At 42.9% G+C, this 14,508-nt stretch carries 12 protein-coding genes; all 12 read left to right on the plus strand.

The features are described 5' to 3' along the window. The first annotated feature begins 2 nt into the window (after positions 1-2). From rsmH to ftsZ, 12 genes are read left to right on the plus strand one after another with little or no spacing between them, the layout of a single operon-like run. Positions 3-905: a 16S rRNA (cytosine(1402)-N(4))-methyltransferase RsmH gene (rsmH, locus tag ACTB00_RS13905; protein WP_463300525.1), complete on the plus strand. Its 903-nt coding sequence runs from the start codon at positions 3-5 to the stop codon at positions 903-905. Continuing rightward, positions 902-1,270: an FtsL-like putative cell division protein gene (locus ACTB00_RS13910; protein ID WP_463300526.1), complete on the plus strand. Its 369-nt coding sequence runs from the start codon at positions 902-904 to the stop codon at positions 1,268-1,270. Before rsmH ends, ACTB00_RS13910 begins: the two co-directional genes overlap by 4 nt. Beyond that, a complete protein-coding gene (locus ACTB00_RS13915) occupies positions 1,270-3,384 on the plus strand; it encodes a penicillin-binding protein (RefSeq protein WP_463300527.1) in 2,115 nt (704 codons plus the stop codon). The genes ACTB00_RS13910 and ACTB00_RS13915 overlap by 1 nt, the downstream gene beginning before the upstream one ends. Further along, positions 3,384-4,841 (plus strand): UDP-N-acetylmuramoyl-L-alanyl-D-glutamate--2,6-diaminopimelate ligase, encoded by a 1,458-nt coding sequence (locus ACTB00_RS13920; RefSeq protein ID WP_463300528.1) that lies wholly within the window; start codon positions 3,384-3,386, stop codon positions 4,839-4,841. Before ACTB00_RS13915 ends, ACTB00_RS13920 begins: the two co-directional genes overlap by 1 nt. A 10-nt stretch (positions 4,842-4,851) precedes the next feature. Next, entirely contained in the window at positions 4,852-6,102 is a 1,251-nt protein-coding gene (gene mraY / locus ACTB00_RS13925; RefSeq protein ID WP_463300529.1) for a phospho-N-acetylmuramoyl-pentapeptide-transferase, read from the plus strand. Between the two features lie 2 nt (positions 6,103-6,104). Beyond that, positions 6,105-7,442: a UDP-N-acetylmuramoyl-L-alanine--D-glutamate ligase gene (murD, locus tag ACTB00_RS13930; RefSeq protein WP_463300530.1), complete on the plus strand. Its 1,338-nt coding sequence runs from the start codon at positions 6,105-6,107 to the stop codon at positions 7,440-7,442. A 38-nt stretch (positions 7,443-7,480) separates the two neighbouring features. Beyond that, on the plus strand, positions 7,481-8,680 hold the full coding sequence (locus tag ACTB00_RS13935; RefSeq protein ID WP_463300531.1) for an FtsW/RodA/SpoVE family cell cycle protein: 1,200 nt from the start codon (positions 7,481-7,483) through the stop codon (positions 8,678-8,680). 1 nt (position 8,681) lies between these two features. Then, a complete protein-coding gene (murG, locus tag ACTB00_RS13940; RefSeq protein ID WP_463300532.1) occupies positions 8,682-9,785 on the plus strand; it encodes an undecaprenyldiphospho-muramoylpentapeptide beta-N-acetylglucosaminyltransferase in 1,104 nt (367 codons plus the stop codon). Continuing rightward, positions 9,782-11,167, plus strand: coding sequence for a UDP-N-acetylmuramate--L-alanine ligase (gene murC, locus ACTB00_RS13945; protein ID WP_463300533.1), 1,386 nt, complete (start codon positions 9,782-9,784; stop codon positions 11,165-11,167). The genes murG and murC overlap by 4 nt, the downstream gene beginning before the upstream one ends. Continuing rightward, complete coding sequence (locus ACTB00_RS13950) at positions 11,160-11,909, plus strand: cell division protein FtsQ/DivIB (protein ID WP_463300534.1); 750 nt, start codon at positions 11,160-11,162, stop codon at positions 11,907-11,909. The genes murC and ACTB00_RS13950 overlap by 8 nt, the downstream gene beginning before the upstream one ends. A 5-nt stretch (positions 11,910-11,914) precedes the next feature. Continuing rightward, a complete protein-coding gene (gene ftsA / locus ACTB00_RS13955; RefSeq protein ID WP_463300535.1) occupies positions 11,915-13,216 on the plus strand; it encodes a cell division protein FtsA in 1,302 nt (433 codons plus the stop codon). Between the two features lie 20 nt (positions 13,217-13,236). Beyond that, complete coding sequence (gene ftsZ, locus ACTB00_RS13960; protein WP_463300536.1) at positions 13,237-14,502, plus strand: cell division protein FtsZ; 1,266 nt, start codon at positions 13,237-13,239, stop codon at positions 14,500-14,502. Positions 14,503-14,508 lie beyond the last annotated feature (6 nt).

Below are 14,508 nucleotides of genomic sequence, written 5' to 3' on the forward strand. Positions count from 1 at the left end.
GCATGGAACAACCGTATCACATACCGGTTTTATTGAATGAAAGCATCGAAGGGCTAAATATTCAAAACGATGGCGATTACGTTGATGTCACCTTTGGTGGAGGTGGTCACTCTCGCGAAATCTTAAAATATATTGAAAAGGGTCGCTTGTTTGGGTTTGATCAGGATGAAGATGCAGCGGCAAACGCCTTTGATGATTCCCGCTTCATATTTGTTCGTCACAATTTCAAATATATCCGCAATTTTTTACGTTACCATGATGTTGAAAAAGTGGATGGAATTTTAGCTGACCTTGGTGTTTCTTCTCATGATTTTGATGTTGCTGAACGTGGTTTCTCTTTCCGGTTTTCCGGGGAGCTGGATATGCGCATGAACCGCGATGCCAAATTGACCGCAGCCGATATTGTTAATGAATACGATGAGGCTGGTTTGCTCAAGATCTTTCGGGAGTATGGCGAAATCAATAATGCCTATCGGTTGGTGACGCAGTTGATTGCGGCACGGCGCAATAGTCCGGTCAAAACGATTGATCAGTTTAAAGCTGTAATTGCCAATTGTGTTTCAAAAAAGAATGAGAGCAAATATTTGGCGAAGGTTTTTCAGGCTTTGCGAATCGAAACAAATAAGGAACTGGACGTGCTTAAAGATTTTCTGGAGCAAAGCGCCAGCCTGTTAAAGCCAGGTGGCCGCCTTGTGGTAATTACCTATCACTCGTTAGAGGATCGTTTGGTAAAAAACTTTATTAAGTCAGGCAATTTTGAAGGCAAACAAGAGAAAGACTTTTATGGAAATGTAAGCTCGGTGTTGAAAGCGGTTAACCGAAAGGTGATCGTTCCTTCTGATGAGGAGATCAATAGAAATCCGAGGGCTCGCAGTGCCAAATTGCGAATAGCGAAAAAAGTATGAGCGAAGAAAAAAACATAACAGGAAAAGCTGAAAATCGCCGAAACGGACTGAAGTCCTTGTTAGGCGGTAGCTTGCTGGCCAGCGAAAAGGTGGTGAAGCAAATGCCTTTTGTGTTTTTCTTGGTTTTTCTGGGTATTCTGTTGATTTCGAATCGCTATTGGTCTGAAAAAACAATTCGGAAGATGGAGGCCGCGCAGGATTCGATTAAGGAATTGCGAGCAGAGTCGGTAACCTATGAGACTGAGTTGATGAAAATGAACCGGCCTTCGGAAATTGTGGCGAAAGTAAAGTCGAGTGGATTGGACTTGTTGGAGCCAGCTGAACCGGCCCGGAAAATAGAGGTTGAAAAAATAGACAACGAATAATGGAGATTAGAAAAGAAATAACAGCCCGTTTTGGGTTTATTTACTTTGCGGCGGCAATTTTTGGGATTGTCATCGTTACTAAAATCTTCATGATCCAAAATATGGATACCGATAAATGGAAGGGTATCGCCAAGGATTTAAAAAACAATACGACCGAAATTGAAGCCAAGCGTGGAAATATTTGTGCTGACGATGGAAGTATTCTGGCCACATCGGTGCCAAAATATGAATTACGATTGGATTTGGCTGCTCCACGAATTAAACGAGTTTATGACGAGAAGGCCGATGCTTTTGCACTGGAGGTAGCGGAGTTTTTTGGAATTTCAAAATATCAATTCAAACTAAAACTGGATAAGGACTTTAAGCAGGGGAATCGATGGTTTTTGATTTATCCGGAAGAAGTTAACTATAATCAACTTCAAAGATTTAAGCGCTTATCGACAATGAACCGGGGCATCTTTGGCAGTGGGTTGATTGTCGTGACAGAGAATGAACGGGTGATGCCGCACAGCGAGTTGGCCAGCCGAACCATTGGGACATTAAACAAAGGAGCTTTTGGAGGTATTCATGGTAATGTCGGCTATTCCGGTATCGAAGGATTGATGGAAGGATACCTCAGTGGAGAGAATGGCAAGGCTGTTAAACGCAACTATTCGGGACGTTGGATTAATGTGCCCATTATTGAACCCAATGATGGTAGTGATGTGGTCACGACGCTGAATGTGAATTTGCAGGACTTTGCCAACAATGCATTGTTTCGTCAGATGGAAACTTCGCAGGCAGAGTGGGGAACAGCAATCGTTATGGAAGTTAAAACGGGTGAGGTGAAAGCCATTGCCAATCTTGGTCGCCGTAAAGATGGTGCCTATGCTGAAACTTACAACTTTGCGTTGGGCCATGCTGGATGCAGTGAGCCGGGGTCAACTTTTAAGCTGATGTCGATGATGGTTGCCATGGAGCAGGGTTATGTTGATACGGCTGATGTATTTGACACAGGAAACGGAGCATGGGACTATCGTGGTCAGACAATTTATGATAGTGACTACCACCATGGAGGGCACGGCAAGCTGACCATGAAAGAAATTTTTGAGCTTTCGTCGAACGTTGGAGTAGCCAAAATAATTACGAAATATTACGAGGGGCACGAAGAAGATTATATCGACCGGATTTACAATTTCGGTTTAAATAAGCCACTCGGACTTGGTTTTGCAGGAGAAGGTGTTCCTTACATTAAGTATCCGGATGACAAGGTTTGGTGGGGACCCTCACTGGCTTGGATTTCGTATGGCTACGAGATCAAATTAACACCGCTGCAAACAGCTACTTTTTACAATGCCGTGGCCAACAATGGTCGAATGGTGAAACCGAAGTTCGTTAAGGAAGTGCGTCGGAATGGTATTTTAGAAAAGGAGTTTAAAACCGAAGTGATTAACCCTTCCATCTGCTCGAAGCAAACACTGAAAAAGGCTCAGGCTTTACTAGAAGGGGTATGTGTTGATGGTACCGGAAAATCACTGAATAATCCGTATTTCGCAATTGCCGGAAAAACAGGTACAGCGCAGGTGGCGTACGATAATGAGGGTTACTCTAAAGGCGGCCGTAAAAATTACCAGGCCTCATTTGCCGGCTATTTTCCGGCTGACGATCCGCAATATACTTGTGTGGTGGTTATTGTAGGACCTAAGGGTACGTACTACGGTTCATCGGTAGCCGGACCAGTATTTAAAGAAATTGTGAGTAAAGTGTATGCGAGTTTTATGGATCCACGCGAAAAAGAGATGAATCAAATTGCAGCTCTTCCAATCGTGAAAACCGGTTTTAAAGATGAAATTGAAATAACAGCAAATGAGCTTGACTTGCCGATGGAGGCGAAGGTGGACTCAAAATTAATCAAGATTAATCAAGGAACTGAAGAGCTAAGTGCAGAAGCATTGGCTGTTGCAGAAGGATTGGTTCCCGATGTTCGCGGAATGGGTGGCAGCGATGCGCTTTATTTATTGGAGAACGCGGGGCTGAAGGTGAAAATGAAAGGGATTGGCAGGGTCAAAAAACAATCGTTGAAAGCTGGAAATAAAATTAGAGAAGGACAAACAATCTATATCGATTTAGGATAATGATGAAGCTGAGTGACATATTGAAAGGACTGGAATACGAAGTGATCGAAGGGAACGATTCGGTAGACGTAGGCGAATTGCAATTCGATTCCAGGAAAGTGAGTGAGGGCGATGTTTTTGTCGCGGTAGCCGGCACCCATGTCGATGGACACCAATTTATAGGAAGTGCGTTGAATGAAAGAGCGAAGGTAGTTATTGCAGAGAGATTTGACGGTGTTCAGACTGGGTCGGCTACTTTGGTGAAAATGAAAAATATAGCTTCTGTTTTTGGATGCATGGCAGCCAATTTTTACTGCAATCCTTCATCTAATTTGAAAGTTGTGGGAGTAACCGGAACAAATGGCAAGACAACCATTGCAACCTTGCTGTATCGAGTATTCAAGAAATTGGGGTATCAGGTTGGTTTAATTTCAACTATAAAATATTACGTGGGAGATGAAGAATTACCAGCAACACACACAACCCCGGATGCCTTGCAAATTCAGGCAATAATGGCAAAAATGGTTGATGCAGGTTGTGACTACTGCTTCATGGAGGTGAGTTCGCATGCTATTCATCAGGATCGTATTGCAGGGGTTGAGTTTGATGGAGGAGTCTTTACAAATCTAACCCACGATCATCTGGATTATCATCAAACTTTTGCTGAATACTTAAAAGCCAAGAAAAAGTTTTTTGACCAGCTTCCAAAATCAGCATTTGCACTCACGAATGCCGATGAGAAAAACGGCTTGGTTATGCTTCAAAATACACCAGCAATTAAAAAAACATACGGGTTAAAATCCTTGGCTGATTTCAAATGTAAAGTGCTCGAAAAACATTTTGATGGCATGTTACTGGATGTCGATGGCAGGGAAGTGTGGACTCATTTCGCGGGTCTATTTAATGCTTACAATTTAATGGCCGTTTATGGTTCGGCGGTTTTATTGGGCGAAGAAGTCGAAAGTGTACTGCCGGTGATTAGCGAGATGAGATCTGTTGCCGGACGGTTTGAAATTCTCCGCTCGGTTGATGGGAGATATGCTGTGGTAGATTATGCCCACACACCTGATGCTCTGAAAAATGTGTTGAATGGAATTACTGATATCCGAACGGGCAACGAGCAGGTGATTACGGTTGTTGGTGCTGGTGGAGACCGTGACAAAACAAAGCGTCCGGTGATGGCACAGGAGGCGGCGTTGCAAAGCGATAAAGTGATTCTTACATCAGACAATCCTCGGAGTGAAGTGCCGGAGCAAATTATTGCCGATATGGAAACCGGTATTGAGCCTCACCAGAAAAATAAAGTGCTTTCTATCGTTAGTCGGAAGGAAGCCATTCGCACGGCTTGCATGTTGGCACAGCCCGGAGATATTGTGCTTGTTGCTGGCAAAGGTCACGAAGACTATCAAGAAATCAACGGGGTGAAACATCATTTCGATGATAAAGAGATTATTAAAGAAATTTTCAATTTAAACTAAATACAGAAGGATGATTCATTTACTGTACGAGTGGTTGAAATATTTAGATATTCCCGGAATTGGGATGATCCAATACATCTCATTTCGCTCAGCGGCGGCTATTATTACCTCGCTGTTCATTACGATGGGATTTGGTCGAAAACTGATCAATTTTCTACACCAGAAGCAGATTGGAGAAGAGGTCCGAGACTTAGGCTTGGAAGGTCAGATACAAAAGAAAGGAACACCAACCATGGGGGGACTGATTATCCTGGCTTCAATTATCATTCCCACACTACTATTTGCTAAGCTCGACAATATCTACATCCTGCTGATGTTGATTACAACAATTTGGTTGGGACTGATTGGCTTTACTGATGATTACATCAAAGTGTTTTTGAAAGATAAAGAAGGTTTGGCCGGCAAGTTTAAAATTTTGGGCCAAATCAGTTTAGGAGTTATTGTAGCTTCAACACTCTATTTTTCTGAAGACGTAGTTGTACGTGAAAGAGTGCTGAACGAAAGTGGCGATTTTAAAAAGGAAATTGTAATTGATGTTGAATCCGGACTTCAGGATGTGCAGTTCATAACCAAAGATGTAAAATCAACTCGCACCACTATTCCATTCTTTAAAAACCATGAGTTTGACTATGCCTGGTTGGTGCCATTTGCTAATCAGACAGGGAATTTCTGGCGTTGGCTGGTGTACGCTTTGGCCATTATTCTGATTATTACGGCCGTTTCAAATGCCACCAATTTAACTGATGGAATCGATGGTCTGGCAACCGGAACCTCGGCAATTAGCGGGGTGACTTTGGGGATTTTAGCATACGTTAGTGGTAACATCATTTACTCTGATTACCTGAATATCATGTACATTCCCAACATTGGAGAACTGACGATATTTATTGCGGCATTCATAGGTGCAACAGTCGGGTTTTTATGGTACAATTCATACCCGGCACAGGTGTTTATGGGCGATACCGGAAGTTTAGCACTGGGTGGTATTTTAGCAGTTTTTGCAGTTATCATCCGTAAAGAGATTCTGATTCCTTTGTTGTGCGGAATCTTTTTGGTTGAAAATTTATCGGTGATTATTCAGGTTGCCTATTTTAAATATACAAAACGCAAATATGGTGAAGGGCACCGGGTTTTTCTGATGAGTCCGATCCACCATCACTATCAAAAAAAGGGAATTCCGGAGGCGAAGATTGTTACGCGCTTTTGGATTGTGGGAATTATATTGGCCGTGTTGACCATTGTGACGCTTAAAATGAGGTAGTTGTGGCGAAACGTGCAGTGATTATAGGAGCAGGGGAGAGTGGCGTTGGTGCTGCAATTTTAGCAAAGAAACAAGGCTTTGAGGTGTTCGTTACTGATGCCGGAAAAGTACAAGATAAATACAAAGACGTTCTAACAAAGTCTGATATTCTTTATGAAGAGGGCAAGCATTCAGAAGAACAAATTGTAAACGCCGATTTGGTGATAAAGAGTCCCGGTGTGCCGGATAAAGTTCCACTGGTTCTGAGATTAAGAGAAATGGAAATTCCGGTGATTTCAGAAATCGAATTTGCAGGAAGATACACCGAGGCTAAAACAATTTGTATTACCGGGAGCAATGGCAAAACAACCACAACCATGATGACTTATCATCTGCTAAAAGAAGCGGGTTTTAATGTTGGGTTGGCTGGAAATGTTGGACAAAGCCTCGCGTGGCAGGTTGCTGAAAGAGATTTTGACTACTACGTCATTGAGTTAAGCAGCTTTCAGTTGGATGGCATGTATGAGTTTAAAGCGAACGTAGCAGTTTTGCTCAATATCACGCCAGATCATTTAGATCGATATGATTATCAGTTGCAAAACTATGTGGACTCAAAATTTCGCATTCTGCAAAACCAAACTGAGGAGGATTATTTCATCTATGGTGCTGACGATCCAATCATTCAAAAAGAAATAGAGAAAAGAAATATACCAGCTATTTGCTTGCCATTTGGTTGGACAGAGACTCCGGAAAATGGAGCAGGAATAAAAGGGGAAGAACTATTAATCAATTGGAAACAAAAATCATTCAATATGTCCATTTTTGATATCGCATTACAGGGAAGACACAACACCTACAACTCCATGGCAGCGGGGTTGACCGGGATGGTGTTGAATATCAGGAACGAAAAAATCAGAGAGAGTCTTTCTGATTTCAAAGGGGTAGAGCATCGTTTGGAGCGCTTTCTGCGCGTTCATGGAATCGAGTTTATCAACGATTCAAAGGCAACCAATGTGAATTCGACCTGGTATGCACTGGAGAGTTTAAGCAAGCCCATTGTGTGGATTGCCGGAGGGGTTGACAAAGGCAACGATTACGATGCCCTGAAAGACTTGGTGAAAGATAAAGTGAAAGCGATCATTTGTCTTGGGACCGACAATCGAAAGATTAAGGAAGCCTTTGTCGATATCGTACCGGATATAATTGAAACGCAAGATATGAAAGATGCGGTTCGGTCAGCCTATTACCTCGCTAAGGATGGAGAAACCGTTTTGTTATCGCCTGCATGTGCAAGTTTCGACTTGTTTGATAATTATGAAGATCGTGGGCGCCAGTTTAAAATGGCCGTACGCGAGTTGTAGTTTTTTTAGGATTGAGATGATTTTGTAAAGAAAGAAGAATGGATTTTTCAATAGGTAAAATATTAAAAGGAGACCGGATACTTTGGGTGGTGTTGGTATTTTTATCACTCATCTCATTGTTGATTGTATACAGCGCCACGGGGCGTTTGGCCTACCGCGAGGCAGGTGGCAATACCGGTTATTACCTAATCAGGCAGCTTGTCTTCCTATTGCTTGGTTTTGGGGTCATGACCTTCCTTGTTAATGTGATACCTGTTAAGTTCTACACCTACATTGCACCACTACTTTTGATGATAACAATCGGCGCCTTGCTGGCTGCCATCGTTCAGTATAAACTAACACCTTCTAAACCAACACCGCGTTCGCTTGATTTGGGCTTTTTGAGTTTTCAACCCGCTGAGTTGGCGAAGATTTCTTTAGTGATGTTTGTGGCAAAAGTATTGGCCAAACGTCAGAAAACGAAAGAGGATTTGAAAAAGGCTTTTTTGTGGGTGATGGGTGTGAGTGGTGTTGTTTGTGGTATTATTTTTTACGGCGATATTTCTACTTCAGCTCTCATTTTTGTCAGCATTATGGTGCTGATGTTGATTGCACGAATTCCAATTAAATTTTTATTCCTCACATTCGCAACAGGAGTGCTATTGTTGGTGTTAGTATATTCGACGGCTGACTATCTTCCTGAATGGGCCGGACGTGTTCATACCTTCAAAGAGCGGATTGATGATTTTGTATCGGGTGATGATGATGCAGAGTTGGGAACAACTCAGGCCGATTACGCCAAGTTAGCAATCTATGAAGGAGGAACATTCGGAAAAGGGCCCGGAAGGAGTGAGGTGAGCAACTATATGGAGGCTGCGTATAATGATTTTATATATGCCATAATTATTGAAGAGTATGGAATTGTAGGAGGTTTTTTTGTCGCTTTACTCTATCTCATCCTGTTGTATCGAGGTGTTGTTATTGTCAGGCGATCTAAACGGACTTACCCTGCATTCTTAACCGCAGGACTAGTTTTGCTGCTCGTATTCCAGGCGGTCATCAATATGGCGGTTTCGGTTGGAGCGGCACCTGTTACCGGGCAACCACTGCCATGGGTGAGTATGGGCGGTACTTCAATGCTTTTTACGGCAGTTTCATTTGGAGCCATTTTATCTGTTAGTTATCACAATCAGCGTAAAAATCAAGTTATTGAACCACCGGTTGTAGTCGATATGCCGGACGAAGACGAGGAATTGTAACATGACAAAATTAAAAGTTATCATTAGCGGCGGAGGAACCGGGGGACATTTATTTCCGGCCTTATCCATTGCCAACGAGATTAAAGCTCGTGTTCCTGAAGTTGATATTTTATTTGTTGGAGCTTTAGGAAGAATGGAAATGGAACGTGTGCCAATTGCTGGATATCCAATATATGGACTCCCGGTAATCGGTATGCCCCGGAAGTTTTCTCTAAAGATGTTCAAGTTTTTGTGGTTGCTGAATAAGAGTATGTTCGAAGCACGTAAGATCGTTCGGAATTTTAAACCCGATATTGCCATTGGAGTGGGAGGATATGCAAGTGGACCGTTGTTAAAAGCGGCTAACCAGAAAGGCATTCCCACGGTTATTCAGGAACAGAACTCCTATGCCGGTGTAACAAATAAACTGTTGGCAAAGTCGGCTCGCAAAATTTGTGTGGCTTATCAGGGAATGGAGAAATATTTTCCTCAAGATAAATTGGTTGTAACAGGAAATCCGATACGGCAGAATTTGTTGGAGAAAGTGGACAAGAAGGAGGCCTTGAAGTTGCTTGGGTTAAAAGGAAATATGCCGGTTGTTTTAATGCTGGGGGGTAGTTTGGGTGCCAAAACATTAAACGAAAGCATCCTTGATAATATGGATTTTGTCGATCACTCTGGTGTTCAGGTTATTTGGCAGTCGGGTAAAGTTTACCACAATGCTATTCTAGAACGATTGAACGGAAAACTTCGGGAGAATATACAATTGCATCAGTTTTTAGCTCATATGGATAAAGCTTTTGCTGTAGCTGATTTGGTTATTTCAAGAGCAGGAGCTGCGACCATTTCTGAAATATGTTTACTGGGCAAGCCTTCAATACTGGTGCCTTCTCCGAATGTGGCAGAAGATCATCAAACCAAAAATGCGATGGCACTGGTGGATAATAACGCGGCCGTGATGGTGAAGGATTCAGACGCGGTAAAGAATTTATTCCCAACAGCCTTTGAGCTTATTAAGGATAAAGAGAAATTAGCAGAGTTATCGAAAAACAGCAAGCAAATGGCCCGGCCAAATGCAACAGCCGACATTGTGAACGTCATTTTAAATGAAGTGAAGGATTTATGATTGGATTAGCAAATATCACGCAGGTTTATTTTCTCGGAATCGGAGGAATCGGGATGAGTGCTTTGGCGCGCTACTTTAAGCATGCCGGGTATGAGGTGTCCGGTTATGACCGAACGGAAACTACTTTGACGCGTGAATTGCAATCAGAGGGAATTGATATTCATTTTGATGATCGGCCTGAGTGGTTGACAGGTCACCTGAAAAAGGGCAACTGTCTCGTGGTCTTTACTCCGGCAGTACCCAATGATTTAGGCGAACGAGTAGTTGTGGAGTCGAATGGTTTCCCAATGAAAAAACGGTCGGAAGTACTGGGGATGATTTGCAACGAGTTGAGCTGTTGTGCGGTTGCCGGAACACATGGAAAAACTTCCGTGTCAACCATGTTGGCTCATATTCTTTATACTTCTGCTGTAGGATGTACTGCTTTTCTGGGAGGGATATCGAAAAACTACCGGAGCAATTTATTACTGAGCTCAGATAGCGATTGGGTAGTTGCTGAAGCCGATGAGTTTGATCGTTCTTTCTTACGCTTGTTCCCCAATCTGGCAGTAATTACATCAATGGATGCCGATCACCTGGACATCTATGGAAGTGAAGAAGCTATCGTTGATTCTTTCAACGCCTTTGCAAGTCAGGTGAAAAGCGAGGGAGCAGTTGTTGCTAAAAAGGGATTGCTAATAGATAAAGCCAGAAACAAGAATATAAAACATTACACCTATTCGTTGAATGAGCAAGCTGATTTTTATGCTGAAAACATACAGTTAGTTGGAGAAGCTTACCAATTCGATTTGGTTCATCCGAAGGGTAAAATTGAAGGCATGCACCTGAATTATCCGGGATTGATGAATGTGGAGAATGCCATTGCTGCTTCGTCGTTGGCATTGCTCGCCGGAGTAAATTCCGAAGAATTGATGGTTGCTCTGGCTGCTTATCAAGGGGTGAAACGACGGTTTGATATTCAATATCGAAGCGAGCAATTTGTGTTGATTGACGATTACGCACATCATCCGGAAGAATTGAAAGCGACCATCACTTCGGTGCGCGACATGTATGTAGGTCGCAAGGTGACGGGTGTTTTTCAACCTCATTTATATAGCCGGACAAATGATTTTGCTGATGGCTTTGCAAGAGAATTAGATCGGTTGGATAATATCGTTTTACTGGATATTTATCCGGCACGAGAGAAACCGATGGCGGGAGTTACTTCGAGCCTGATTTTTGATCAGATTCAAAATAAAAATAAACAGCTGGCTACGAAGCAATCGTTACCGGAATTGGCAGCGAAATTTGATCCGGGAGTGATCTTAATGATGGGAGCAGGTGATATTGACACTTTGGTTGAACCGGTTAAGAAAAAGCTAATGGAAACTGAACATGTTTAAGTCAATTGTAAAAATAGCATTTTTTGGTTTGTTGGTTGCCTTTGTGGTAGTCACCATGGCATTTTCAACCAGCAAGTTGGCGAAGGTTCATTGTGATGAGATTGTGGTAGTCATTGACAAGGACTCCCCGCGGTTTATTGACGAGGAGGAGATTGCAGCTCTTGTTAAAAAGGCAGGAGGGAACTTGCTAAACACCCGCTTGGATAGCATTAATACGGAAAGGTTGGAGGCTGAACTTCGAAAAGTGACAGCCATAAAAAATATTGAAATTTACCGCAGGGTGACCGGTGAGGACATGGACTTTAAAGGTCGTCTAATGGTTGAAGTTAAGCAGCGTCAGCCAATTTTGCGGGTGATTAATGATAAGGAAAACTTTTATCTTGATGATGAGGGGGTTCGGATTCCTGCCAACCAGGGAGTGGCTACTCAGGTGCTTTTGGTAAATGGTGATGTTAGTGAGAAATATGCCAGAGAAGAATTATTACCCATGGTCAAGTTTATTCGGAGCGACGAATTTTGGAACGCTCAGATTGAGCAATTGCAGGTCAACAGGCAGGGAGATGTGATCATGGCGCCCTTAGTGGGCGATCAAATTATTGAGCTGGGGAAAACGGTTGATTTTCAGATTAAATTTCGAAACCTGAGAGCTTTATACGATCAGGCATTTTCGAAGGTAGGATGGGAATACTATTCAAAAATAAACTTGAAATATAGGAATCAGGTGGTGTGTACAAAAAAATGAAGCTTATGGGCAAAAGCGAAAAAATAGTAGCGGCAGTTGACGTCGGCACAACCAAAGTGGTTGTGGTGGCTGGTCGCAAGGATAGAGAAGGAACGATCGAAATTCTGGGATACGGAAAATCTTGTTCCATGGGGGTGAAGCGCGGCGTGGTGTTAAATATCGGCGAAGCTTTTTCTTCCATTCACGAGGCTATTCGTCAGGCTGAAGATATGTTCGAAGGAGACATTGAGGAAGTGTATGTCAATATTGTCGGGCAACAACTAAAAACATTTACTAAGCGTGGCGAACAATACATTAACGAAAGCCGGATTGTTTCTGAGGAAGATGTTGATGCCATGTTTCAACAGGTGAAAAATGTTGAACTACCTGAAGCGTATAAGATATACCATACGTCGCCACAGTTGTTTACAATCGACAATGAGGCAGGTATTCCAAATCCGGTTGGAATGACGGGTGAAAGATTGGAAGCGGACTTCAAACTTTTGGTTGCCCCCCAATTGTACGAAGATAACCTACAGCTTTGCTTCGAGCGTGCTGGAATCACAGTCCGAAAAATGGTGATCGATCCTTTGGCTTCGTCCGAAATACTGCTTTCTGAAGATGAGAAGGAAGCCGGTGTCGTCATGCTCGACATTGGCGGAGGTACCACAAAAATGGCAATTTACCACGATGGTGTTTTGTGCTACTCATCGCTCATTCCGTTTGGAGGAAACGTGATAACACACGATATAAAAGAGGGATGCACCATTTTAGCCCGTCAGGCCGAATCGCTGAAAGTACAGTTTGGTGAGGCGATGGGTGATTTTGCCCCTGAAGATAAAGTGGTTACCATACCCGGAATTTCCGGATGGGAACCCAAAGAAATTTCATTTAAAAACCTGGCTTTTATCATCCAGGCCCGGATGGAGGAAATTATAGAAGCTTTTTTCTTTCAAATTGAAAAATCGGGCTATATGGATAAAGTAGGAGCTGGAATTGTGCTCACAGGGGGGTGTGCTTTACTCCCTAACCTGAGCCAGCTAATCAAGTTTCAGACCGGCTTGGATGTTCGTAAAGGCATTCCACGGATGAAAGCTGGTGAGCAGTGGAAGGAATTGGAAGATCCTCGAAATGCAACTGTCCTGGGCTTACTGCTCATTGCTCTGAATGAATCAGAGGATTCGGAGGCGACCAGGAACTCTTTCAAAAATAGAAAGGGAAAGAAAACGCGCTCAACACAACCTGGCTTTTTATCAAAAATGAAAAATGAGGTAGCTCGTCAGGTTACGCTGTTCTTCGACGAAGATCAGGATACGGAAATGTTTTAGTAAACAATTAATCCTCGAATATGAATGAGGACATATTAAACTTCGGTTTTCAAGAGACAAAATCATCAATCATCAAGGTGATTGGGGTAGGCGGTGGTGGCTGCAATGCAGTTAACCACATGCTTGAAGAAGGTATAACAGGTGTTGATTTCATGATTTGCAATACTGATGCTCAGGCATTGAGGGGGAGTGCTGTGCCCGTGAAAATTCAATTAGGGGTAACCCTTACTGAAGGTCGTGGAGCAGGTAATTTACCGGCTCAGGGAGAGCAGGCTGCCATTGAAAATCTCGAAGATATTCGAACTGTGCTGGATGGAACCACCAAAATGTTGTTTATTACAGCAGGAATGGGGGGAGGAACAGGAACAGGTGCTGCTCCGGTAATTGCCGGATTAGCGCGCGAACTGGATATTCTGACCATTGCAGTTGTTACCATCCCGTCGCCAGCCGAGGGGAAGCGCCGGTTTCAACAAGCACTGGAAGGTGTCGATAAGCTCAAGGAGCACGTAGATAGTTTGCTGGTGATCAGTAATGAGAAGCTGCACAAAATTTATGGCGATTTGCCTGCTTCGCAAGCCTTTAAAAAGGCGGACAATATTTTGGGAACTGCGGTAAAAGGCGTTGCTGAAATTATTACCCTGCACGGAAATATCAATATTGATTATGCCGATGTTGAGACTGTGATGGCGAAGAGTGAGGTATTCATCATGGGAACTGGTATTTCTGAAGGTGACGGCCGAGCGATGGATGCGGTGATTAAAGCACTGGAATCGCCCTTATTGGATAGCAACGACATCAAAGGTACAAAAGATATTTTGCTGAATATTACGTCGGGTGAAGAGGAAATCCGAATGGGCGAGATTGGCGATATCATTGAGTTTTTGCAGGAAAAAGCAGGTCAGGATGCCAATATTATTTGGGGTAACAGTTTGGATAAGCGACTTGGAACGAAAGTCAGCGTAACCTTAATTGCGACCCGATTTGATAAAAATCCCAATAGCTTACTTCAAAAGGAAGAGCCCAAAGAGGAAGTTATTCTTGAAGATCAACCAGTAGATATTAACCTGGAAGATGATGAAGACGACTTTTCCAGGATTTTTGAAGATGAAATGAAAAAGCAACCACAGCAAGTGGCTAAGAAAACAAACCAGTCGCGTAATCCAAAAAAGCAAAAAAAGCGCGAGTTGGTCTCTGAAGAAGCTCGGGAAAATGGGAATACGGATAGCTGGTTTCAGCGCCAGTTTAATCGTTTTTTCGACGATCAGGATGAAGAAATGGATAATTAATAAAAA

The sequence above is a fragment of the Sunxiuqinia sp. genome (genome assembly GCF_055140945.1).

What these genes read in the sequence shown, in the direction of transcription:
- rsmH (WP_463300525.1), top strand. Translation starts at nt 3, where the DNA reads ATGGAACAACCGTATCACATACCGGTTTTATTGAATGAAAGCATCGAA.
- ACTB00_RS13910 (WP_463300526.1), top strand. Translation starts at nt 902, where the DNA reads ATGAGCGAAGAAAAAAACATAACAGGAAAAGCTGAAAATCGCCGAAAC.
- ACTB00_RS13915 (WP_463300527.1), top strand. Translation starts at nt 1,270, where the DNA reads ATGGAGATTAGAAAAGAAATAACAGCCCGTTTTGGGTTTATTTACTTT.
- ACTB00_RS13920 (WP_463300528.1), top strand. Translation starts at nt 3,384, where the DNA reads ATGATGAAGCTGAGTGACATATTGAAAGGACTGGAATACGAAGTGATC.
- mraY (WP_463300529.1), top strand. Translation starts at nt 4,852, where the DNA reads ATGATTCATTTACTGTACGAGTGGTTGAAATATTTAGATATTCCCGGA.
- ACTB00_RS13935 (WP_463300531.1), top strand. Translation starts at nt 7,481, where the DNA reads ATGGATTTTTCAATAGGTAAAATATTAAAAGGAGACCGGATACTTTGG.
- murG (WP_463300532.1), top strand. Translation starts at nt 8,682, where the DNA reads ATGACAAAATTAAAAGTTATCATTAGCGGCGGAGGAACCGGGGGACAT.
- murC (WP_463300533.1), top strand. Translation starts at nt 9,782, where the DNA reads ATGATTGGATTAGCAAATATCACGCAGGTTTATTTTCTCGGAATCGGA.
- ACTB00_RS13950 (WP_463300534.1), top strand. Translation starts at nt 11,160, where the DNA reads ATGTTTAAGTCAATTGTAAAAATAGCATTTTTTGGTTTGTTGGTTGCC.
- ftsA (WP_463300535.1), top strand. Translation starts at nt 11,915, where the DNA reads ATGGGCAAAAGCGAAAAAATAGTAGCGGCAGTTGACGTCGGCACAACC.
- ftsZ (WP_463300536.1), top strand. Translation starts at nt 13,237, where the DNA reads ATGAATGAGGACATATTAAACTTCGGTTTTCAAGAGACAAAATCATCA.